Source organism: Dictyobacter vulcani (genome assembly GCF_008974265.1).
GTDB classification, from domain to species: Bacteria; Chloroflexota; Ktedonobacteria; order Ktedonobacterales; family Ktedonobacteraceae; genus Dictyobacter; species Dictyobacter vulcani.
This window is the reverse complement of the sequence record NZ_BKZW01000001.1, coordinates 291514-316082: the sequence shown is the minus strand read 5'-3', so window position 1 is coordinate 316082 and position 24569 is coordinate 291514. Positions and strand designations below refer to the sequence as shown.

The 24569-nt window shown below is 48.4% G+C and carries 18 protein-coding genes and 2 pseudogenes; 13 read left to right on the top strand and 7 right to left on the bottom strand.

What is annotated here, in order from left to right:
* Window positions 1-31 precede the first annotated feature (31 nt).
* From KDW_RS01300 to KDW_RS01285, 4 genes and pseudogenes are all read right to left on the bottom strand, one after another.
* The gene (locus tag KDW_RS01300) at window positions 32-1603 is read right to left on the bottom strand and encodes a flavin-containing monooxygenase (protein ID WP_151754289.1); all 1572 of its coding nucleotides are present in this window, start codon (window positions 1601-1603) and stop codon (window positions 32-34) included.
* Between the two features lie 100 nt (window positions 1604-1703).
* Window positions 1704-2508 (bottom strand): annotated as a pseudogene (locus KDW_RS01295) (IS5 family transposase).
* 55 nt (window positions 2509-2563) lie between these two features.
* Window positions 2564-2878: a type III PLP-dependent enzyme domain-containing protein gene (locus KDW_RS01290; protein ID WP_269822463.1), complete on the bottom strand. Its 315-nt coding sequence runs from the start codon at window positions 2876-2878 to the stop codon at window positions 2564-2566.
* Window positions 2879-2888: 10 nt separating this feature from the next.
* A complete protein-coding gene (locus tag KDW_RS01285; RefSeq protein ID WP_151754287.1) occupies window positions 2889-3665 on the bottom strand; it encodes an alanine racemase in 777 nt (258 codons plus the stop codon).
* Between the two features lie 718 nt (window positions 3666-4383).
* Between KDW_RS01285 and KDW_RS01280 the strand changes: the two are divergent.
* The 6 genes and pseudogenes from KDW_RS01280 to KDW_RS01260 form a co-directional block, all read left to right on the top strand.
* Window positions 4384-4614 (top strand): annotated as a pseudogene (locus KDW_RS01280) (FMN-binding protein); the annotation flags it as partial.
* A gap of 2 nt (window positions 4615-4616) precedes the next feature.
* On the top strand, window positions 4617-5360 hold the full coding sequence (locus KDW_RS01275; RefSeq protein WP_151754285.1) for an FAD:protein FMN transferase: 744 nt from the start codon (window positions 4617-4619) through the stop codon (window positions 5358-5360).
* Window positions 5357-6427 carry an RnfABCDGE type electron transport complex subunit D gene (locus KDW_RS01270; RefSeq protein WP_233097574.1) on the top strand — a complete coding sequence of 357 codons (1071 nt, stop codon included), beginning with the start codon at window positions 5357-5359 and terminating at the stop codon, window positions 6425-6427. The genes KDW_RS01275 and KDW_RS01270 overlap by 4 nt, the downstream gene beginning before the upstream one ends.
* Window positions 6397-6876: a ferredoxin--NADP reductase gene (locus tag KDW_RS33525; protein ID WP_233097573.1), complete on the top strand. Its 480-nt coding sequence runs from the start codon at window positions 6397-6399 to the stop codon at window positions 6874-6876. Before KDW_RS01270 ends, KDW_RS33525 begins: the two co-directional genes overlap by 31 nt.
* A 179-nt stretch (window positions 6877-7055) precedes the next feature.
* Complete coding sequence (locus tag KDW_RS01265; RefSeq protein ID WP_151754284.1) at window positions 7056-10217, top strand: DEAD/DEAH box helicase; 3162 nt, start codon at window positions 7056-7058, stop codon at window positions 10215-10217.
* Between the two features lie 5 nt (window positions 10218-10222).
* Window positions 10223-11062, top strand: coding sequence for an SWIM zinc finger family protein (locus tag KDW_RS01260; protein WP_151754283.1), 840 nt, complete (start codon window positions 10223-10225; stop codon window positions 11060-11062).
* 60 nt (window positions 11063-11122) lie between these two features.
* On the opposite strand, the gene KDW_RS01255 is transcribed toward KDW_RS01260, so the two are convergent.
* The 3 genes from KDW_RS01255 to KDW_RS01250 form a co-directional block, all read right to left on the bottom strand.
* Window positions 11123-13279, bottom strand: coding sequence for a S9 family peptidase (locus KDW_RS01255; protein WP_151754282.1), 2157 nt, complete (start codon window positions 13277-13279; stop codon window positions 11123-11125).
* Window positions 13280-13714: 435 nt separating this feature from the next.
* The gene (locus tag KDW_RS34745; protein ID WP_269822413.1) at window positions 13715-13837 is read right to left on the bottom strand and encodes a hypothetical protein; all 123 of its coding nucleotides are present in this window, start codon (window positions 13835-13837) and stop codon (window positions 13715-13717) included.
* Between the two features lie 490 nt (window positions 13838-14327).
* Window positions 14328-15569, bottom strand: a complete 1242-nt coding sequence (locus tag KDW_RS01250) for an alkaline phosphatase family protein (RefSeq protein ID WP_198925152.1) — start codon at window positions 15567-15569, stop codon at window positions 14328-14330.
* Between the two features lie 861 nt (window positions 15570-16430).
* Here KDW_RS01250 and KDW_RS01245 point away from each other — a divergent pair.
* The 7 genes from KDW_RS01245 to KDW_RS01215 all read left to right on the top strand — a co-directional run bounded on the left by KDW_RS01245 (window position 16431) and on the right by KDW_RS01215 (window position 24484).
* Window positions 16431-16862, top strand: a complete 432-nt coding sequence (locus tag KDW_RS01245; RefSeq protein ID WP_151754281.1) for a hypothetical protein — start codon at window positions 16431-16433, stop codon at window positions 16860-16862.
* A gap of 216 nt (window positions 16863-17078) precedes the next feature.
* Window positions 17079-17717, top strand: a complete 639-nt coding sequence (locus KDW_RS01240) for a hypothetical protein (protein WP_151754280.1) — start codon at window positions 17079-17081, stop codon at window positions 17715-17717.
* 11 nt (window positions 17718-17728) lie between these two features.
* Window positions 17729-18517: a glycosyltransferase family 2 protein gene (locus tag KDW_RS01235; protein ID WP_151754279.1), complete on the top strand. Its 789-nt coding sequence runs from the start codon at window positions 17729-17731 to the stop codon at window positions 18515-18517.
* A 149-nt stretch (window positions 18518-18666) separates the two neighbouring features.
* Window positions 18667-19665, top strand: a complete 999-nt coding sequence (locus tag KDW_RS01230; protein ID WP_151754278.1) for a glycoside hydrolase family 113 — start codon at window positions 18667-18669, stop codon at window positions 19663-19665.
* Window positions 19666-19689: 24 nt separating this feature from the next.
* Window positions 19690-20382, top strand: coding sequence for a hypothetical protein (locus KDW_RS01225; RefSeq protein WP_151754277.1), 693 nt, complete (start codon window positions 19690-19692; stop codon window positions 20380-20382).
* A 575-nt stretch (window positions 20383-20957) separates the two neighbouring features.
* Window positions 20958-21788, top strand: coding sequence for an FAD binding domain-containing protein (locus tag KDW_RS01220; RefSeq protein ID WP_151754276.1), 831 nt, complete (start codon window positions 20958-20960; stop codon window positions 21786-21788).
* Entirely contained in the window at window positions 21785-24484 is a 2700-nt protein-coding gene (locus tag KDW_RS01215) for a molybdopterin-dependent oxidoreductase (protein WP_151754275.1), read from the top strand. Before KDW_RS01220 ends, KDW_RS01215 begins: the two co-directional genes overlap by 4 nt.
* The last annotated feature ends 85 nt before the right edge of the window (window positions 24485-24569 follow it).

Below are 24569 nucleotides of genomic sequence, written 5' to 3'. Positions count from 1 at the left end.
CTTTAGCTTTGGTTGACAGGAGCAATGTAACTTATTTGCCCGGGCTGCTAACCTGGACGGGAGACTTCTTTTTCTCGGACGCAAGTAGAGTGTAATGTTGTGTATTAAAGCGGCGGGTGCGGTGTCGATACTCAAAGGTGAATCCTGGCCAGAGGGTCGTGTTATGTCCGCGAGCATCCAGGTACCAGCTGACGCAACCCGAGGCCCAGACGGTTCCTTTCATGCGTTGTTGCATTTCCTGGATAAAATTTGCTTCAACCGTTGGTTTGACTTCAACGCTTTGAATATCCCTTTTATGCATGATGCGCAGACAGTCTAGAATATAACTAAGCTGGGACTCGATCATATAGACCATGGAGTTATGCCCGAGGCCAGTATTAGGACCGATCAAGAGGAAAAGATTGGGGAAGCCTGTGATAGTTGTACCATAATAGGCTTCGGGTCCATCCTGCCATTTGTCGGCCAGCGTCTGGCCATTGCGACCATAGATATGATGAGGCAACTCTGTATCGGTCACATGAAAGCCAGTGCCACAGATAATCGTATCAACCTCGTGTGATTGTCCATCCTCAGTGATGATGTTTTTCCCCTTTACCTGCCGGATACGCTGGCTCACAACCTCTACATTTGGTTGACTGATAGCGGGATAAAAATCATCAGATAATAGAATGCGCTTACAGCCCATCGCATAGTGCGGCGTCAGTTTTTCCCGCAAAGTAGCATCCGGTACCTGTCTTTCTAAATGTCGCTCTGCTATTTTTTCAGCTTTTTTCAGCATGTTGGAGCGATAGACCATACCTAATGCTGTGAGTTCACGTTCCCAATACATCCGCGTACGTATCAGGCGCTGGGAGATGGGCAAGAATTGATATAGGCGCTTCTGGCGATCAGTGATAGCATGATCCAGTCTGGGGAGTATCCAGGGAGGCGTGCGCAGGAAAAGGGTGAGCGAGTTAACTACAGGTTGAATATGCGGCACAAACTGAATGGCTGATGCCCCTGTTCCGATGACCGCGACGCGTTTCCCGGTCAGATCATACTCATGTTTCCACTGTGCAGAGTGAAACAATGTTCCCTCAAACTCTGTTAGTCCTGGAATCTGTGGCAGCGAAGGTTGGCTGAGGGGGCCATTGCCCAGAATCAGAATATCAGCCAGTAATATGTCTCTCGACGTCGTAATGCGCCAGCACTGCTCATCTTCCTGCCATGTTGCATTTTGTAGTTCACTATTCCAGCGGATATGAGGAATAATTCCAAAGCGCCTGGCACAGCGGCGCAAATATGACTGTATTTCACTTTGGGGTGAATACGTACGACTCCATTGGGGATTGAGAGCGAAAGAGAAAGAGTAAAGATGAGAAGGAATATCACAGGCGCATCCTGGATACGTATTATCGCGCCAGGTTCCACCAATATCGGAGGCCCGTTCGAGCAGTACGAAATTCTTATAGCCTTTTTGCTTTAAGCGAATCGCCATACCTAATCCGGCAAATCCTGTACCCAGGATCGCGATATGCACATGCTGCCGCTCGCTTAAATCCTCATCATGATAAGCATCACCATGTTGTTCGCTAGCGTCTTTGCCTGCAAATACCTTGAACATATTACTTTTGCCTCCAGAAGATGATGGTCTGATGATCGTAATAGTTTGTTATACGTATGATATACGCAGCACTGCCTACAGTCTAGGGTGTGTTTGCAAATCATAACCAAAGCAGAATAGAGGCAAGCGTGACCATAGCCAGGAAGTTGACCGCCCGCTTCTCATAGCGGGTGGCTACTCGCCGAAACTGCTTGAGACGATTGATCGTGCGTTCAACGCGGTTCCGCTTTTTATATACGGCTCGGTTAAATGGCCCGGTGCGCGTCTCGTCGCTGCGGCGGGGAATCGTGTAATCAATTCCTCGCTTTTTGAGGTACCGCCGGATCTTACGACTACTGTAGGCTTTGTCTCCCAGGACCCGCTTTGGCCGTAGCTTGGGACGGCCTCGTCCTGCTCTCTTGACAGCCCCTTGCTCCATCAGGCATTCGAATTTGGTCGTTTCATGGCGATGTCCTGCCGTAAGCACAACCGTCATCGGTTTCCCTTGACCTTCCACTCGCAAATGCACTTTCGTGCTGAAACCGCCTTGACTCTTGCCTAATGCTTCTTGATTTTGATCCCCCCTTTTGCTCCTGCTGCATGTTGGTGGGCACGAATCACGGTACTATCAACGCTATGCGTTTCCCAATCAATGTGGCCTGCGGCATCGCTTTGTTGCTGCAGGGCTTGCAGGACGTGCTGCCAGATTCCCGCCTTGACCCAGCGATAAAATCGGCTTGCCACGGTTCTCCACGGACCATATCGCTCGGGAAGATCTCTCCAAGGGGCTCCCGTCCGTAAAATCCAAAGAATGCCATTCAGAATCAGACGATGATCATGTGCTGGACGACCCACATGGGGCTTTTGCGGCGGCAGCAAGGGGCCAGCTTTTCCCATTGCTCATCGCTCAATTCGCCTCTTCTCATACTCCTTTCTATCGGCTATTTGCAAACACGCCCTAGCGTTTTAGCTTTACCTTGTTTATTGCACCTTGCCACGGGTTGCTACCGGCCAGATCGCTTCCAGGATGCCATGGCGATGGGCGTAGTAATAATCGTGCAGGTTGATGGTTGTATCAATATGACTTGGAATAAATTCAAGGCGATCACCGATCTCCAGTGTTACTGCTGAATTATTCGTTGTTGTCAGGATGCCGTGCTCGTCACCCCCAGGATGATACGCGATATCGTTGCGTCCTTTAAGTTCAGGCATGCCGCTATCGGTTGAGAGTGATTTGAGTCCGGCATCTACAATGGCACGGGTGGGAATGGGCCTGCTGATCACAGTAGAGAGAATGGTCAGGGCGTTAGCATATGTTGGACCAAGCGCGTGTGATAGTCTGTATCATAAAGATGAACGAGCCAGGTTGGACCTCCGTTACGCCATCGACCTCGGCACATATTTCTGCGGTTCCTGTGCCACCGGTTGTGACAATCGTGATGGGAAAGCCATCAGACCTCAATTGTGTGGCCGTCTCGGTTAATAGCTGCATGGCCTGGCGGCAGCGTTGCGTGCGCTCCTCGGGATTATGAATATGCTGCAAGTGCCCTTCATAGCCCTGTACTCCAATCAGATGCAGTTGAGATAACATGCCGATATGGTGGGCTAATGTACGCGCATCATCCCCGGGATTCACTCCACAGCGATTCTGACCAACATTGAGATCTAGTAACACATCAATCTCTAACCTGGCCTCAGATAACCTTTGATTGAGTGCCTGTGCTCCTGCCAGACTATCAACGACGACTTTAAGCGCTGGATGTTTTTGTACCAGTGAAATAAGCCTTGTCAGTTTGGGCTGACCAACAATCTCAGTTGTAATCAAAAGATCCTCAATACCAGCACTGGCCATTACTTCGGCCTCGCTTAGCTTGGCGACACAGCCACCAATCGCTCCAGACTCCAACAATTTTCGCGCTAGCTCCGGACTTTTCACGGTCTTTAGATGGGGCCTGACCGCTACTTTTTTTGCCTGTAAGCGTTGCATCAGGCTGGAAATATTGGCCTCCATCAACGTTAGATCTACAAGCATAGATGGCGTATCCAATAGTTCCAGAGAATCTCCGACTTGTGGCTGATACATATAAGTTACTCCTCTAGCAGGTAGACAATAATACTGTATTATATCGCATAGAAGAGCATCAGGTTTATTTAAATTAGCGGGTCTCTGTAACCATTTATGCGTTCGCGTACGATGCGCGTCAGTAGATTGGGCCTTTACAATTTTTTTACAGCTTTTGGCCTTTTTTTTGATATTAATGAGATACGATACAGGTAAGTCATTCACATCCACGATTGCCGTTAGCTAGATGTGTTTGGGAAAGTAGCGCAGTATTAATCTGCTGTTTTCACTCATCCAGGATTCATACTGTTGTAGTAAATAAATCGTATGACGGCATTTTTCTTTCTCTGGCTGGACAAGTGATGCGATGTATGCGTCTATTTGCATGTCGAGATGCAGGTCTGGAGATAGATGTGGCGGTAGAGAACATCGTTATCAGGACAACCGAAGCGAATGCATATTCCTGGAAAGGTCAGAAATATATTATGAAAAAATTTACGGTGGCGGTGTTGATTATAGCCGCCTTTATCTTTTATAGCTTGTTGTATAGCCATGCTAATCAGGTCGCGGTTGTGCCCCCAGTACCTCGACAAATTCTAAATCTTCTGGCAGTTCATCAACTACTACCCCGGGGGATACTAGTGCGCCAACACCAGTCCCTACTACTACAGGTACACAGGGCGGTAGCTATAAGGATGGTTCCTATACTGGTAGCGTTGCAGATGCGCACTGGGGAAATCTTCAAGTCAAAGCGATCATTCAAGGTGGCAAGATTACCGATGTTCAATTTGTGCAGTTTCCTAATGATCGCAATCGCTCAATTATGATCAACAATAATGCTGACCCACAACTGACGCAGGAAGCTATTCAGGCTCAAAATGCGAATGTTGATGTTGTGACGGGCGCAACGGACTCAAGTGAAGCGTTTATCCAATCTCTTTCAGATGCTCTGACCCAGGCTAAAGCATAGCCATGAAAGACACACGTTTAATTATGGGGATGCCCATCACCCTTGAAATCCTGGATCCTTCCGCCAGCCAGGGTGATTTGGATCACGTGTTTGCATACTTTGAATATGTTGATGAGACCTTTAGTACCTATAAAACGAGCAGTGAGATCTCACAATTCAATCGAGGTGAACTTACTGAGGAACAATACAGTCCAGATTTGCACACAATTCTGGTTTTGAGTGAGCAAACAAAAAAAGACACCAATGGCTACTTTGATATTGAGCACGAAGGTGTCTGTGATCCCTCTGGCATTGTCAAAGGATGGGCTATCCACAATGCCGCCCATAAGTTGAGGGAGCGTGGCTGGCAAAATTTTTATATCGATGCGGGTGGTGATGTTGAAGTAGCAGGCACGAAAGATGGTCATCCCTGGAAAATTGGCATCCGGAATCCGTTTAATCGGAACCAGAACGTCAAGATCCTAACCCTCTCAGATCAAGGTATTGCTACTTCCGGTACCGCTATCCGTGGACAACACATTTACAATCCATATCAACCAGCCAGCCCATTGGAAGACATTGTGAGCCTGACGGTAATTGGCCCAAATGTATATGAGGCCGATCGCTTCGCCACTGCCGCTTTCGCAATGGGGAAAGAAGGAATTGTTTTTATTGAAAAGTTAGCGGGGTTTGAAGGGTATATGATTGATATTCATGCTCGTGCAACCTTTACCAGTGGATTTGAAAGGTATGTGTATCACCAATGATAGCTAAAATAGATTCTCTCTTAGACCGCATAACTATGTATCGCCTGGTGCTCTATGTCTTGATTGCTTTGATTGGCATGGGAGCTGTTCTGGCATACTTTCACTTGCTGCCTTTCTCTCCAGTAACCCTCCTGGCATCAACTGCCTTGCTGGTGGTTATTTGCTGGGCCATGAATACCGTCTTTGCCTTTGTCTTTGAAGTGCCGACCAATATTGAATCAGCGACAATTACCGCCCTGATACTGGCCCTTATCATCGATCCAGGACAATCTCCAATCACTTTCCAGTTCCTGGGCTGGTCGGCCATCCTGGCGATGTCTTCCAAATACATTCTGGCAATTTATAAAAAGCATATCTTTAATCCTGCAGCGATTGCGGTTGTGATTACTGCATTTGCCCTCAATGAATCTGCGAGTTGGTGGGTAGGGACCGCGAGCATGGCGCCCGTTGTCATCATTGGTGGTGTATTGATTGCCCGTAAACTGCGCCAACTGGATATGACAATCATCTTTTGCGCGGTTGCTCTGGTAGTGGTGAGCATCTTCACGGTGTTACAGGGCAAGCCAATCGTCACCGAACTGAAGCAATTGTTACTGCTCTCGCCACTCTTCTTTTTCGCCTTTATCATGCTTACAGAGCCACTGACCGCCCCACCAACCAAAAACTTGCGGTGGATCTATGCCATCATTGTTGGTATCTTATTCGTCCCGCAGATACATTTTGGCTCGTTCTACTTAACTCCAGAACTGGCCCTGGTGATTGGTAATGTTTTTGCGTATCTGGTGAGTCCAAAACAAAAAGTTGTACTCAAACTCAGCAGGAAAATCAAGATGGGTCCTGGTCTGCTGGATTTTGTATTCAAGCCTTCCCAGAAACTTTCATTTGCGCCCGGACAATATATGGAATTTACGCTGAGCCATCCTCATGCAGATAGCAGGGGAATCGCCGCTACTTTACCCTGGCTTCATCGCCAACCGAGAATAACGTACATCTGGGTGTGCGTTTTTACGATAAAGGGAGCAGTTTTAAAAATGCTTTGTATGCAGCAGATGGGAAAACAAAAATAGTTGCTGCCCAGATTGCTGGAGATTTCACGTTACCAGCAGATCCTTCCCAGAAGCTAGCTTTCATTGCGGGAGGCATCGGCATTACCCCCTTCAGAAGCATGCTAAAGTATCTACTGGATAAGCGTCAGCGCCGTGACATTGTTATGTTCTATGTGAATAGAACCAGCAATGAGATTGTCTACAAAGACATTTTGCATGCCGCCTATAATGAGCTTGGTCTGAAACTGTTTTATACGCTCACAGACACCGCCGCTATTCCACGAGACTGGCCTGGCTTTGTCGGCAGAATAACCGAGCAAATGATCTGGCAGACGATTCCTGATTATACCGAGCGCACTTTCTATCTATCGGGTCCGCCGGAGATGGTCAGAGGCTATGCAAAAGTCCTTGAGAGTGCTGGTGTAAAAAGCGACCAGATCAAGCAAGATTTTTTCCCCGGACTGGTATAGCACCATTCCTTGAGTATTACAGGGATATTATGAGTAATATGATGAAGTTCATCAGTTTATTCAATGTTCGACAGTAGTGGACGCAATATGTTATGCTGTGCGAAAAAATTCCATAAAAATATATCGTGAGTACGATTGATACATATTCATAATGTCGTAACTCATATCAGGAGCACCGCATGCATATTATCCATGGAACCTGGATTCCTGATGCTTCGCAGGAGTTTATTCAAGGGGGAGCCTTCTATCTCTGGGTAGAGACAGATAAACCGCTGCCAGCGGTAAAAAACAGCACTGCTGCTGTCCACCCCCGCCACCTGACACAGGAAGTCCTGATATCCTTTCTCTCTGAGAAATTTGGCTTGCAAGAGCCTCCTTCAGGTACATTGACGAGCAAGTTGTGTAGTCAATATTTCCTGTTGCCGACCGCTGACGGTAAGCCCGCTGCCTCTTTTGAACTGTTACGCTATGTAGAGGAGGATGAGCCACTAGAATTTGAGTTGCAGCCCTGGCAGGTATGTTGCTATCAGGTATCCGAGATCATTACCACCTTGAACCTGATCCATTTTATGGCCCTGAATGGGGCTGAGGATTTTCAACTGGGCGCTGACCTTTTATTCTGGCATCAATATACTCAGGCCCTCAAAGCGATCATTGTGAAGGACCAGTACATCCCGGCTTTAAAATACCAGGCCCTGACATCCGTGGAAGAGAAAAGTTCTCGTAGTAAAAAGACGGCGATAAAAGAAGCCCGTTTTAAACTTCATCCAGACTGGGAATTACTATCCGATACATATGAGACGACCATTCAGCGTTATGTTGACGCGATGCCAGGCGTGTGTACCGCAGGTCTGAACACGATAAATAATGCGCAGCTATTTGAGAAAGAGCCTTTGCTGCGCCATTTCGCTGAAAATATGCTCCACAACGTTGTTACCACTACCCCTTTTACCGGAACCTTTGAGCGCCAGATTGCTGACACACTGTTGTACAGGTGTATCTATCCCTATCGCCCGGCACTCAGTCAGGGTTCTGCTGAGACCATTGAAGATTATAAGCACTGGTTAGCCTGGCGTAACAACTTAACGCAAGCACATATGGATGCAGGTTTTACGTTATGTTTTCGTCTGGAAGAAGCTGCCTTCACTGACATGGATAACTGGCAGATGCACTTTTTAGTGGTGGCAAAACATGATCCCTCACTCCAATTGAGTCTGGATGAGTACTGGGATCTCCAGTCAAAAAAACGCACCGAGGCTGCACGCTCTTTTGGGACGGATTTTGAAAAAAATCTTTTGCTGGCCCTGGGCTATGCCGCGCGCATCTATCCAAAAATATGGGAGGGGTTGGCAACTGACAAGCCAGTTGGGTTTCAACTGACCCTTGATGAGGCATTTACCTTTTTGAAGGAGAGTGCCTGGGTACTTGAGGATTCTGGATATATTGTGCGTGTGCCCTCCTGGTGGACTCCTGAAGGCAGGCGGCGTAGTAAAGTTCGCCTCAAAACCTCTCTTCGTTCCTCTAAAGGATCTACTGCGGCTGCCTCTGGCGGTCATCTTAGTCTCAAAAAAGTTGTTGACTATAGCTATGAACTCTCAATTGGTGGACAGGTTGTTTCGGAAGAAGAATGGCGGCAATTGGTTAACGCCAAAACATCCTTAGTCCAGTTTCGAGGACAATGGATGGAGCTCGATCGCGAAAAGATGCAGCAAATGCTTGAGTTCTGGCAGACCCATCAAAATGAATCCACCGAGATCTCATTAATGGATATGTTGAAGCTTGGTGCGCAAGGGGCCGATGATCTGGAATGGGAGTATGATCAGAGCTTACAGGATATGCTTTCCCAACTCGATAATAAAAATACCATTGCTCCCATTGATGATCCAGTGGCTTTACAGGGGACGTTACGCGAGTACCAGAAGCGTGGTGTGGCCTGGTTACACTACCTGGAAAGTCTGGGTTTGAATCCGTGCCTGGCGGACGACATGGGGCTGGGTAAAACCCTGCAAGTGATTGCTTGTTTGCTCAAGGAACGTGAGGGAGGAGAGTCTGTCGGGCCAACAATGATCATCGCTCCGACATCGGTGCTGGGCAACTGGCGTAAAGAGATTGAGCGTTTTGCGCCAAAACTGCAGGTATTGGTACATCAGGGCGGCACGCGACCCAAAGATAAACAGGCATTTCTGGAAATGTATCAAGAACAGGATGTTGTCCTGACTTCATTTGCCCTGGCTCGTCTGGATGAAAAGCTGTTACAGAGTATTGATTGGCATCGTGTTGTCGTCGATGAGGCACAGAATATCAAGAACCCACAGGCGGCCCAGACGCGTGCTATCCTTAAACTGGCTGCTCCGCATCGTCTGGCTCTGACTGGTACACCCGTCGAAAACCGTTTGCGAGATTTATGGTCTATCTTTAATTTCCTCAATCCTGGTTACCTGGGCAAAGAGTCTCAATTCCGCAAAGAATTCGAGCTTCCGATCTACAAAGATAATGATGCAGTACAATCCACGATCTTAAAAAAGCTGGTCGAGCCGTTTATCTTACGGCGCGTGAAGACCGATAAACGTATCATCAACGACCTGCCAGATAAGATTGAGCAAAAAATGTATTGTACCCTCTCGTCTGAGCAAGCCTCGCTTTATGAAGCCGTGGTCAAAGATGTAATGGAGCAATTGGAAGAGGCTGAGGGTATCCAGCGTAAAGGCCTGATTCTCTCGACGTTGTTACGACTCAAACAGATATGCAACCATCCGATGCAGTTCTTGCAGGATGGCAGTGCCTTTACTACGGAGCGCTCTCACAAGCTGCAACGGCTCATCGAGATGGTGGAAGAGGTGATCGACAGTGGAGAGAGTGCGCTGATCTTTACGCAGTTTACGGAGATCGGGAGCGCCCTGGAACGCTATCTTGAGCATAAACAGCACTACAATACGTACTACTTGCATGGTGGCACTCCTGTAGCCAGGCGTGAAAAAATGGTCACCGAGTTTCAGGATCCTGCGACCGAGCCATCGCTTTTTATCCTTTCACTGCGAGCAGGTGGCGTTGGTCTGAACCTTACCAGAGCCAACCACGTTTTTCACTTCGATCGCTGGTGGAATCCTTCAGTTGAAGATCAGGCAACCGACCGTGCCTTCCGTATCGGTCAGCGCAAAAACGTTTTCGTGCATAAATTTATTGCCACCGGGACCATGGAAGAGCGCATTGATGCCATGATTGAAGACAAAAAGCGACTCTCGTCTCTGGTCGTAGGAACTGACGAGTCCTGGTTGACGGAACTTGATAATAATACTTTTAAAGACCTTATCACGCTACGGCGCAGCGCAGTTATGGAGTAAAAACGATGACACAGTTTAGTCGAACCTGGTGGGGCCAGCGCTTTATCCAGGCCCTGGAAGCATTTACTGATGCTGGTCGCCTGAGCCGTGGGCGCTCATATGCCACGAATGGACGTATCATTAGCTATAAACTGGATCGTGGGGTAGTCGCAGCTAAAGTGCGCGGCTCTATCAATCCCTATTACGATGTGTATGAAGAGCCCATTTATAAAACCTCAATTAGCATTAAAGCTATCAGTGCCAGTGATTGGGCCAAAGTCATCCATAAAATTGCGACTCGCGCAGACCTGATTACCAAACTCTTGATGAATGAGATGCCTGATACTATTGAAGATGTATTCTCAGAACTTGACTTGCATCTGTTACCACACAGCGAGCGAGACTTTAAGACCGATTGCTCATGTCCAGATTATGCCAATCCCTGTAAACACATCGCCGGTGTCTATTATCTCTTGGCCTCTGCGCTGGACAAAGATCCTTTCGTCATGTTTGCTTTACGTGGACTCTCCAGGAAAGATCTACAAGCGGAACTGGCCAGAACACCACTTGGAGCGAGTCTGGCTACTGCTCTGACTGCGAATGAGCCTGATATCAAGCCGGCGACATCCTACTATACACGTCCTGACACCCGACCGGCTCAAATTGCCAGCCACAAAGAATTCTGGACCGGTGCGACCCGCTTGCCTGCCGAGCAACCAGTGAGTCTCTCCCAACCTGCCGTGCCTGCACTCCTGATCAAAAAGCAAGGAGACTATCCAGCATTCTGGCACAAGAATGTCTCATTTATCCGCACCATGGAAGAACTCTATGAGCGTGTCCGTACCAAAAATAAACAAATGAAATAATGCTCACACCAATACCGCTTTGCTTGCTTACAGAGTGTTGATGTGAGCACACAATTATTTCTACAATTGACGACGCAGGAACTCTACCAGGCGTTGCTCCAGATATTCAAGGTGCGCGGGATTGCGGGGCATGTGTCGCGCTTCTGGGAATAGCATCAGTTCGTAGTCTCTTGCTGCCGTCGTGAGGGCTTCGATTAGCCGCATGCTATGGCGGGCATGTACATTTTCATCTACTATGCCATGCACCAGTAGCAATTTGCCTGTCAGTTTCTCAACATAGGGCAGCACCGAACTGGACGTGTAGCCTGCTGCATTGGTGGTTGGTTGTCCCAGGTAACGCTCTGTATAGTGGGTATCATATCCCTCCCAGAAAGTGACCGGCGCGCCAGCAATACCAGCTTTGAACACTTCTGGTGCTCGCAGCAGCGCCCTGCAAGTCATATAGCCGCCATAGCTCCAGCCATAGATGCCCACGCGATCGCTATCAACGTATGGGCGACTTGAGAGGAAACGTACACCCTCCACCTGGTCGTCTACTTCGATCTGTCCCAGCGAATGTGCGATGGCGGACTCGAAGGCCAGACCGCGATTAGCACTGCCGCGGTTGTCGACTTTCAGCACGACAAAGCCTTGCTGGGCCAGATATTGCGCACGCAAATCTGTGGTGAGGGACCAGCTACTGGTAACTGTCTGAGCGTGTGGACCTCCATAAACGGCCACCACCAATGGTCGCGGTTGGCCAGCGGAGCGAGTTTGCTCTGAGGCATAGATGGCTCCATAGAGCAATGTACCATCGCTTGTGTGAAAACTGATGGTCTCCGGCACACAGAGCCCAAGGGATTCGAGCGTGATCTCTTTAGACTCGAATAGCAGATCACGTTCCTTCCCATCTACCAGACTGCGTACAGTCAGGCGAGGTGGATGGGAAGGACTTTGCCAGGTATCGACGAAAAAGTTCCGGTTTGGTGAGATGACTACATCGTGCCAGCCAGGTTCCTGTGTTAAGCGACGAATAGGGCCACCATCAAGCGAGACTGCATAGAGATGCCGCTCCAGTGGTCCTTCACCGGTTCCCTGGAAATAGACGAGGCGCTGATCCTCGTCGACGGCCACCTGACCAGTTACCATCCATGGTCCTTCAGTCAGTGTTCGTATCTTACGTCCCTCACGATCATGGAGCGAAAGATGGCGAAAGTCTGTTTGCTCGCTTGACCAGATAAATTCGCCCGAGCGTAAGAAGCGCAGGTCATCGTGAAGATTGAGCCAGGGTTGACCTTGCTCCTCGATTAATGTCGTTGCTGTGCCGCTCTGAGGATCCAAAGTGACCAGGCGCTGCATGGTCTGATCGCGTGATTGGATCAGTGCCACCAGCACACCATCGGGTCTCCAGGCCACACGTGCCAGATAGATATCGTCGTTTGTACCCAGATCCATCCAGGTTACATCCTCTGGGTGTCCATCCACCGCCACAACGCCCAGTTGCACTACGACATTGCGCATGCCTGCGAATGGATAGCGATGCTCCTCTACTGCAACTTTCTCTGTTCCCTGGTGCACGATAGGATAGCGAGGAATATGGCGACTGTCTGCTCTTACGAACGCAATGTGTGTGCCATCAGGACTCCACCAATAACCTTCCGAACGATCCATCTCTTCCTGAGCAATGTACTCTGACAGACCATTGGTTATTCCTTCTGCTGCGCCGCTGGTGAGGGTTAGTGGCTGGCCTGTTCCATCGGTCGCGACAACATGGAGCTCATCGGAGCGCACGAAGGCTACTTGCGACCCATCCGGGCTGAGTCGTGCATCGATCGCTCCCTCACTGCCTGTTAGTGGCATCAGGCTTTCCTCACCGCGCGCGCTATAAAGCCGTCCCTCAAAAGGAACCACCAAGATGAGCGGTGTGTCTTCCGTTGCCTGCGTGAATTGGTAACTGGTGACGCCTAGCTCGCGTTGGCGACTGCGTTCGCGTCGTAATTCTTCATCAAGAGATAGCTGACCATTCGATTTTACTGTACCACTGGTCAATTTCGTGAGTTGTCGTCGCTCTCTACTGTTCAGATCATACGTCCACAACTCCTGAGCCCGCGAGCCTTCTGCCCCCATCCGATAGGTAACCTTTTGACTATCAGGGGTAAACTTTATGCCAATTGGCACGTCCATGCCAGGACGTGGATAACGTGCGACGTCCTTCAGGGATAACTTTTTATCTGTCATCTCTTATCTACTTTCTACATTGCGCTAAAACCTGTCTGCCACAATGTTCGTTGCTGCACGAAGGTCAGGCAGCAAGTTTCCAGAAATTCTTCACTACCTTCGACCCGCATGTGAGCGTATAATCTTTGCAAAACTACATCATGATAAGATAATCCAGATATATTTACAAGTATAGAATCAGCTTGATGAGAAATGGAGAGAGGATAGACTTGCAGAGAAAAATGGAAGCATTGGTGTAGATTTTGCAATTTTCTAAAACCAGAGTATTAACAGGCATCCTCAAACGTCCAGTCAGAGGATGCCTGTTAATACTCTGGTTGCTTGAACCTGATAAAGTGATCACATAGGAACCGCGACCAGGGTAGAATGATGATTTTGAATGCCATAGGAACAATGTTCATTGTTATATTTAATTATTGCTATTAACTGATGTTACTAACGACCGCGTACTACGCGACGAATAACACGAGCAGCGGCGGTAATCAGTACCGTTTCTGCGACCCATCTCAAGAGTGGTGAGCCTTTTCTTCCTCTCCTATGGCGATCTCTTCTAAACATTTGTTGTCTCCTTCCTTCCTTTCAGGTATTGAATAGTTTACTTTATAACATTAATACGTATGATCCTGTATAAAGGGATGCGTAGAAAGCGTAACGTAAAAAGGATGAAACCCCATCCTATGTTTTAAGAGGTTTGCTCTCTCATGAGAGGACCAGAACCTGAACCATAGAAGGAATTTCATCCTGTCTTTCTGATAAGGGACTATCAGTGTGAGCTCTTATTGTACCGTCAAGGCGACATCATCTACATAGTAGTTTGAAGAGAGCGAGGAATCGGTGGTACCCAAAAAGGCGACCTGAACCTGCTGCCCCTTATAGCTTGACAGCGCTGACGTTACATCAAAAGAGAATTGTGTCCAACCTTGCGCATCAGCATTACAGAGTGTCTGTGGTGTTGAGATTGTTGCCCCAGTGCTTGTACGCAGACGTGCGCGGATGTAATCGTAGCAGGTGGTACCAGTTTCATTGGTACTGATGTACAACCAGTAGCTCAGTGTGACCTTCGTGGCACTGGATGGAATAGTGGCCTTTTGATAGATGGTATCGGTACAGGAGTTGTACCCGCACAGATCAGCACTATTGCTACCAGCATGGGATTGCTGCTGTCTACGAGCTCATAGCCGCCTGATGAACTCTCAGTCCAGGAGCTTGAACCACTCTCAAAACCACCATTGGTTAAGATATTGCCACCAGGATTCGGTGTAGGTGTGGGTGTTGGAATAGGCGTTGGCGTGGGATTGGGTGTAGGCGTTGGCGTGGGATTGGGTGTAGGCGTTGGTGTGGGATTTGGTGTAGGTGATGGCGTGGGATTGGGTGTAGGGCTAGGTGTAGGCGTTGGTGTAGGTGTAGTAGATTGCCAGCAATCTGTAATTGCCGAGGCACTTGCGCTGTTATCCGCAGCTGGCAAACCGTACATGTCCTCCATTGTTCGCAATACATTGTAGTGGTTGATTTGTTCTGCGTACTGACCGGTTTTGACCATTGGACCGACGAACAAAGTGGGAATCTGATTACTTTGTGAGCTATCATCCTCATCCCAGGTCACAATAAGAAGACTGTTGTTGGTCTTTGCCCACTGAGCATACGAATTGAGATTGTTTTTGAGCCACGTATCTCCTTGTTGGATAGTCCCGTCATGCATATCATCGGCCAGGTTTGGCACCACAAAAGAGATCGTTGGCAATGAGCTGAAGTTGGAGGTAGGGAAACTGGTGAAAGGGAGATTATTGCTGGATGGGACATCGGTAAAGTTACTCCAGGGATTATGCTTGCGTGCATAGCTTCCTGAGGTGCACACCGTTGAACCAGTCGAGGGCAGACCTTCCGAATAGCCTTTAAAGCTCAAACCTGCGTTGATTAATTCTCCACCCAGATCAGGAGCGCTGAACGTATGCGGACACGAATCACTGGTAAGTCCTTGCGTAGATCCCGAGTAGAGTGCTAAATAATTTGGTTGGCTCGGGTGGGTGACTCCAAAGGAATTGGTAAATAATGCTCCGCTACTAGCCAGAGAGTTAATATAGGGTGCACTGCTGGAATTAATAATCTCACTGTAAGAATGATTTTCTTCCATGACCAGTACAACATGACTGGGTGTTGGGAGTGTTGATTGCGCATGAGTATGAGCTGTACCCAGGAAACCATTGATGGAGAGGGCAGCTACCAGCGCAAGCAGACATGCAAGTGTACCCGCCGCCAGCATCGAACGCCGGGAATAGAAAGTGGTTTTCATGAGATGAAACCTTTCTGAAAAAATACTGTCTTGTTTTTAATGACAAGACTTTCTTAAATATACCTTTCACCTCTTAAATTAACATTAAATGCATGCACTTTTTCACTGGACTTTTGTTAAAAAGGTGTAAAGGAAGATAAATATTGATTTTTAATATTTATCTATATAAAATATAACTGAAAATTTAGCAAAAGTCGAGTTATGTACGTTCGAATGCATACTGTATTGCCAATAGATACCGAGAAATAACGAAATTGACATGTAAGTAGAAAGTCTCAGGCATTTTGTAACCTGATCTATGACTTTATCGATAGAAAGACATATAGCCTTTGGTCGCTCATCTAGATATAATGTTAGCTGGTTTTGCGTATAACTCTTATAAATCCAGCCAGGTATCGATGGATTGCTGAAAGAATAGTAGGCATGTATAGGTGCATGTACTGATTTCACTTTTAACGTGGGCGAATATATAAGCAGAGATAAGCAGGCTAATCGCTATCGTTATTTGTGTAAAGTGTAATCGATAAAAATTTGATTAAAAGTCAAAATTATTAGATAGAGTACATTTTGTGATTTGACTTCCGGCATGAATTTCATGTAAAAATAAAAATTATAGCATTTAATGAGCATTGAATATAAAAAATATCCCACATAAGTATCAGCTTTGAGCAGAGCAGTTTGCTTGCGTAGTCTATGAGGCGTATCATTAATAGAATGTGTCTGTAGATTTTTTAAAAAAATATATTGTATAGATCGAGATATTTTTATTAAAAAATGATATGCATAATGCAACCGTTTAACTTTAATAACCTATCCATACTTGTGTAGTGTGGTAACCATATAAGGAGCGTCGTAAACACAATGTCTATGGTTGAACAAATAGAACAACAAGAACGTCCCACGCAGGTAATGAAAGCACTTTCACTGAAAAAAACAGATACACTGTCCCGCAAATTTTTATCGCTTCTCTTTATGGGAGGAGCATGCTGTGTTATTACACTTTACCTTGTTATTCCTCTGATGATTTTCCTGAATGTTTTTCAGGACTGGATAGAGCAATTGCTGTGCGCGGTTCTTATTCTGACTATGAGCGAATTTATTGTCTTCAGTGTTTTGATAAAAACTTCTCAAGCGGCAAAAGCAAAAACTTCCAACGCAACGAACATTGAGCATGCGACAAAGCATGCAGACCATGATGGTCTCTGGCAAATTCAAGAAGATGAGCAGTCTATGGTGCCATTTGATGAACTTATCAATACACCCACAATGCATGTGGCAGCGCTTAAAAAATGAAGCCTCCCTATCCAATGTGAATACAATGCCCATGGTAGCGCTTAAACGCCCCTCTCGCAAACCATTATTGAAACATTTCGATTTTAATTTAGATGAGGAGCCACACGGGAACAAGACAAGGTGACTGTTAGTTAAGATTTCAGCAAGCTCTACTTGCTGGTGTCTCTTCATTCTTCACGACCCTCAGGTCTATTACTATAGGGAATACTTCGCTTCATGACTAGTTTTATGATGATTATTGTAAATGCAGGGGTGGTACTGGGCTATGTTATGGTGGCCCTTATCAGCCTGATCAATATCCGCTTTCTTTCGTACTTTCATAGTTTTTTCTTTCACTGGCCACGCTATCGCCAGCGTGAGGATGTGACAACTGATGATCTTCAGCGGCTGCCGATGCCTTTTATCAAAATTCAGATTACGACGCGTGGCAGCCAGGGAAGTACTGAGGTTATCAGGCGTGGTATTGAATACATCATGCGGCTAGCACGTGAGGCACCCACTTTTTACGGACACTATATCAGTATTGAAGTTGTAACTGAAGCAGATGAACAAAAACACCAATTTGAGCGCGAGTTTATTTCCTATCCCGTGCCGGTTTCGGTTATTGTATTGCCCAAAGATTATCAGGCGCCCGGTGGTACCCAGTTGAAAGCACGTGGCTTGCATTATATGGTTGAGTTAAGGAGACAGGGCTTCAATCATAAGCATGGGCGCACGGTTATCGTGCATTACGACGAAGAGAGTGTCATGGAACCATTGGAACTACGTCGCCTCTTCCAATTTCTAGCTTTAACCGATAAGAAATTGACGAAGGACCGATCTACTATCCACTGGAGTACCAGGATGCCAGCATAATCTGTCGTGCAATGGAGGCCAATCGACCTATTGGTTGTTTTGAATGCCGTGAGGTGATGGAAAAAGGTGTACCGCTACACCTGCATGGCTCGAATCTGGTTATTGATGAGGCTCTGGAAAACGAGCTTGGCTGGGATATTGGCAATCTTGATGGACAACCCTTTATTGCGGAAGATTATGTCTTTGGTGTCAATGCATATCTGCGCTATGGTTCCTCCATTTTTGGTTGGCACGGAAGTGTGATGCTGGAGCAACCACCATTCTCCTTCAAAAGTGCTTTCCGCCAGCGTTATCGCTGGATTATTGGAGTGCTACAAGGTATGGAGATGATGAAGCGCATACCGGCGTTCTATCAGATGCCTCGCAAATTGCGCTTTCAATTGACCTGGGGAACCCGCTATCGTATTTCGACTTTTGCCTTGGGGCTGCCAGCAGGCGCGATTTCGGTGCTCTACTTACTCGTGCAATATGGACAGTTTCTCCTTGGTCACCACATGGCACCGCCACTGCCTTTATTCCTCATGTTTTGGATGATCCTGGCTGGATTTTTATGGCTCAATTCAATTTTTATTGGAGTCTGGTATAACATTTCAAATATCCTGCGTCTACCTCTTGCTGAGGCTATTGCTGAAATGGGAAAGGTAATCGCGGTAGCACCTGTTGCGGGCATTATGGAAAGCTCTGCAGCCTTCTGGGCAGTCCTTCAATGGATACGCGGTAATCGCAGGGTTACCTGGAAACCGACCCCAAAGACTGTTGCGGCAGACAAAATTTCCATCACGACGAGAGGAGCGCAATGAAATTAAATGTGCGCATAATCTGGATAATGCTAATTGTACTTCTCCTGGGAATTCTGCTGGCTCGTATTTACGTTGCACCCCCAGCGGCTTTGGTGCAACTTTTGCAGCAGACACAATCTGCACAATCGAACAGAGGAACTCAGCATGATGTGTCGAGTCCGTCCATCACACTAAAACCTACTCCTCCACCATTGCGTCCAAATCTCGTGGCAGGGATAATCTTTCCACAGTGGGGACCCAGGTCCTATACCACTGCTGATAAGAACTGGGAGCCTGGTTTGAAAAAGATTCATACGCAGACCGGAGCTAACTGGATTAGTCTGTATCTCCAACTCCATCAGGACTCCGAATTTACGACGAATGTGCATATTGCCCGTGATGGTCAGACTCCCGCTGGTCTGAAGGCAGGGGTCGAGATGGCGCATAAAATGGGCTATCGCGTCTATGTCTTTCCTGCTATTACACTCGATAATACGCATGCCTGGGGTGGATACATCAAATATGCTACTGGCACAGACAATCAGGTCTGGTTTAATAATTACTGGCGTCAGATCCAACCTTTTTTACAGGCGTGTCAGCAAGCGAAGTGCGACCGCTTCTCTATCGGCAACGAATATGAAGGATTGGAACAATCACCAGATATCTACTGGCATCAGCTGCTTACACGTGTTCACACTGTGTACTCCGGCCAGATTGTGTATAGCAGGAATTTCTCGTCGCAGCTCAAATATCCCATCTCACCGTGGATGAAAGATCCCCTTCTATCAGAGATTGGTCTTTCCAGCTACTATTCGCTCATTGATACAGAAACGAAGGTTACAAAACAACAGTTGCCGGGCCTCTGGAAGAGTCGCGTCCAATCACACCTGGACGAGATGGCACGCATGCTGGGTAAACCTGTGTTTATCTCTGAAATTGGCTATAGAGATACTATCTACGCAGGCTATCTCCCTTACCAGGACACTGATGATGGCGTGAAAGATCTGGACATGCAGGCTGCATTGTTTGATGCAGCATTTCAGAATATTGCGAATGACAAGCTTATTGATGGTGTCTTCATATGGGCCTGGTCCAAACCACCGTTCGCGCCCAATTATACCCCGGCTGCAAAAGTAATTCACCACTGGTATGATCGCTTTTTACGGTAGAAGTAGGGGCGCATAAGAATATTAATGGTCATAGAGTGGCATAACTATATCAATACGTGCTGCGATATTCAGCAGGGTCAGGTGGAACAGAGCTTTAAACCAGTGGTCGAGCGACTTGCCAATGCGGACCCTGCCAACAAGCCGGTGCTGATTGGTGAAATGGGTTGGGGATATCAGAAGGGCGCTAATGATAATCAGTACCAGGTTCAAAATTACCAGTACGGTGTAGATATAGTTGATTATGCAGTGCAACTGGCCCGTGCAGGCGTAGCAGGTGGGAGTGCCTGGGACCTGGATGACGCTATGCATAATAAAGTCTGGGGCATGTGGAATATTCTTAAGGATACCCCACCTCGGCCCTGGTTTTATTCCTGGTCACTGTTATGCAAGCACTTTCCGGCTACTGCCACTATCTATCGGCCCACCAATCCTTCCAATATGCGTGTTCTGGCGGCGCACTTGCCGGGTGCCAACGGACAAAATAGCACACACTGGTCGGTGATCCTTGTCAACCACAATGCGAGCGCCACAAATATAGCCCTCGCACTGCCGGCAAACGAGCAGCCAACAGCGTTTACCATGTACACATATAGTGAGGCGCAGCATGCAACTGGCAGTGAAAAAACTCTCCAACCTACAGCCATAACCAGGCAGCAGAAGGATCATCGGCTGCTCACACAGGTTCCCGCCAACAGTATTGTGCTGTTAAGTTCATAGCGCACCTCATTTATCCTGATTACTTTGCTATACCCGTGTCACTGATGGTGCAGTGTGCAGTATCGATAAGGGTGTGCCGTTTGGCTGTTGTACGGAGGATCCATCCGGACTTGTTCCCTCTTTCCCCCAATTTTCATGTATAAAAAATGTGTCCCTCACGCCACTTACCAACGACAAGTGAACATGAACATCCCTTAATTTTAAGAAAATTCGGTTTGCAGCCGATAATATATAGAGGCGTGGTGTGCATTGGTGTGTAATATTTGTACTAATTTATATAAAATGTGATAGAGATATTCATGGTTTTTGTGCTTGAATTTTGGTAGTTCCGATGTTAATGATGATTTGAATTTTTCATGCGCAGACAATTGCCAGTTGCTGATTCTTAGAAATTCCGACGAGATGAAAAAACATGCTCCAGTTGTGTGGAATCTGCCGATGGCATGTTTTTGACACTGTTCTCGATAGTCATGCTGGATCTGGCCGATGATGTCCCTCACGATGAGTAAGTTTGCAATGGTGGCTTCTATAGGACAGCATATCATCATCTTGACCTATCAGATAAGGTAAATTTTATGGACCTGAATACTGTTAAAGAAGTGAAACGGCCCGAATCAGCCGATGTAGTCATCTGGCGTAATGGATATGCGTGGTTGGCTGGTGGCACCTGGCTGTTCTCGGAGCCGCAATTGGCAATTGACACGCTGATCGACCTTGAAACGCTCCACTGGCCTGCGTTGCATGCATCAGAGGATGGGCTCGATATAGCCGCTACCTGCCGGATCATCGAGCTGGACCGCTTTGTAGCACCACTGCAATGGACAGCAGCGCCGCTGCTGTGCGAGTGCTGCCGTTCGCTGCTAGCTTCGTTCAAGATTTGGAACACTGCGACTGTCGGAGGGAACATCTGTATGTCATTGCCAGCAGGTGCAATGATTTCACTGACCGTCGCACTTGAAGGAATATACACATTGTGGCCACGCGAAGCTGCGCCGCGGCAGATTCTGGCCGCCGATTTCGTTAGCGGAAACCACGCGAATGTGCTACAGCCTGGGGAGTTGCTACGTAATATCCACCTTCCCACCGCAGCGCTCACCAGGCGCTTTGCATTCCGCCGTTCGTCATTGACGCATCTTGGACGCTCAGCAGTGCTTCTCATTGGTACGCAAAACCCGCGCGAAGGCGATCTGTTGATCACCGTCACAGCAGCCACTACTCGACCAGTACAACTGCGCTTTGAGCGGGTGCCGTCGGCCGATGAGTTGCGTCACCACATTGATGCAGCGATTCCCGATGCTCTCTACTGGGACGACGTACACGGGACGCCAGCTTACCGACGTCATCTCACATACTACTATGCCGAGCAAATTCGCTCCGAGTTAGGACAGAAAGGAGCCAGGGCATGAACTACACTGTCAATACCAGGAGATTCTCAGCTGAGCCCCGGCCTGGCCAATGCCTGAGAACATTCTTACGTGAACGTGGTTTCTTTGGTGTCAAGAAAGGGTGCGATGCGGGTGATTGCGGTGCATGTACTGTCTGGCTCGATGACATGCCCATGCATAGTTGTCTGATCCCTGCTTTTCGTGCTGCCGATCGTCAGATTACGACGATCGAAGGGCTGAAACAAGACGGCAAACTGCACCCGATGCAGCAAGCATTCCTTGATGCGCAGGCGTTTCAATGTGGTTTCTGCACGGCTGGTATGATCATGACGGCAGCATCTCTTGACGACGATGCGCGGGCAAACCTGTCTGAAGCTCTCAAGGGCAATTTGTGTCGATGCACCGGTTACCGAAGCATTGAGGACGCTATTCACGGCGTTGTTTTAGCCGATGAAGATGTTGCTGGCATGGCCTGTGGAAGGAGCCTGAAGAACCCATTCGGAGAAGCGATTGTCACTGGAGATGCCCGCTACACGCTCGATATCGCAATGGATGGGATGCTCCATCTGAAAGTATTACGCTCTCCCCACCCGCACGCGCTCATCCGCTTCATTGACCGCAGCAAGGCTATGGCCGTTCCAGGCGTCATCAGCATCTTCACCTGGGAGGATGTCCCACGTCGGCTTTACAGCACGGCGACTCATGAAGATCATCTTGTTGATCCCGATGATACCTACATCCTTGACAATGTTGTTCGTTTTGTCGGACAACGGATTGCCGCCATCGTCGCCGAGACCGTTGGTGCTGCTGAAGAGGCGTGCCGTCTGCTCGATGTCGCGTATGAGATCCTTCCCGCTGTCTTCGATCCCGTAGAGGCGATGAAGCCGGATGCACCGCTCCTTCACAATAAAGATGGTAAGGCAGACCATAACATCTACGTCGATATTCACGGCGAGGTTGGCAGCGTCGAAGCGGGGTTCAAGGAAGCTGATGCTATCCACGAGATGACTTATTCAACATCTCGAGTACAGCATGTTCATCTCGAAACGCACAGTTGTATCACATGGAAAGGCGATGACGGGCGCCTTCACGTACGCACTAGCACGCAGGCGCCGTTTATCACCAAAAGCAAGCTTTGTTATATTTTTGGGTTATCTCCGCGTAACATCCACGTCTTCACCGAGCGCGTCGGAGGTGGGTTCGGCGGAAAACAGGAGATGATCGCCGAGGATTTGTGTGTCCTCGCTACGCTGAAAACCGGGCGTCCCGTCATGTGGGAGTTTACCCGTGAGGAGCAATTCACCAGCGCAACCACACGTCATCCGATGACTACCCGTGTCAAGCTCGGTGCCAAACGCAATGGAATATTGACTGCGATAGAGATCCGTGTCGTTTCCAATACCGGGGCTTATGGCGGCCATGCCAGTGAGACGCTTGCAGCAGCTCTTGGCAACCCCCTCACCGTGTACCGCTGTCCCAACAAGAAAGCCGACGGATATGCAGTCTATACCAACATGGTTCCGGCCGGGGGATTTCGTGGATACGGTTCGGCTCAGACAACCTTCGCTATAGAATGTGCAATCGACGACCTGGCACGATTGCTAGGTATCAGCATGTTCGAGATCCGTCGCAAGAACATGATCCAGCCGGGCGACTGGATCGAATCTGTCTGGGAAGGTCCACAGGATGTTACTTTCGGCAGTTATGGACTCGATCAGTGCCTCGACCGCGTCGAAGCGGCATTGGCGATGACGCACGGACCTGCCAGGTCCAGGGGCAAGGATTGGGTCGAGGGGATGGGGATAGCGCTGGCGATGCTGGAAAGTGGGCCGCCCACCGAGCACCGCTCGGGGGCGGAGATGAAGCTCTTGCCCGATGGCAGCTATCATCTCGCAGTCGGATCAACGGAGATGGGGAATGGGTCAGTTACCTCACACCGTCAGATCGCCGCTTCGGTTCTCAACTCGCGAACGAAGCATATCGCCATTATCAATGCCGACACTGATCGGACCCCTTACGATACTGGTACCTTTGCCAGTACGGGAACGGTTGTTGCTGGGAAGGCGGTGGCTCTGACGGCAGAGGCATTGCGCGACAATATTATTGAATTTGCCGCCTGTTTTACGCAGACTGCGCCATCAGTTTGTTGTTTGGAGGGCACTTACGTTCTCTGTGGGGAGCGAAGAATCTCACTGGTAGAGCTATATGCTGCCGGTACCAGGGAGGGCCATCATTTCGAGGCCAGGCGCAAGGCTTATTCATCGCTGCGCTCTGTTGCCTTCAATGTTCATGGGGTCTGTGTCGCTGTTAATCGCATCACCGGCGAGATAGAAACTTTGCAAAGCGCGCATGCTGCGGATATAGGCAGGCTGATCAACCCGATGCAATGTCGAGGCCAGATCGAGGGAGCCATCGCGATGGGGTTTGGCTGGGCACTCTATGAAAAGATGGTGTATGACGGAAACGGAGCTATGGTGAACCCGGCGGTGCGCAACTATCGGATTCCAACTTTTGCCGATATTCCCCGTAGCGAAGTGTATTTCGCTGATACCTACGACACCACTGGTCCGCTCGGCGCCAAGGCGCAAGGCGAGTGTGCGATCAATCCTGTCGCTCCTGCGCTTGCGAACGCTGTTACCGATGCGACCGGCATCCGCTTTCCTGACTTGCCACTGACACCGGATCGCATCTTTGAGAAACTCAGCTTCCAACCGTGAAGCTTCTGATTGTACAACTGCCTTCGACCATACATACATCTTCCAGAGCGGCAGTAAGCTTGATGACCAGATCCATGCAGCCCGG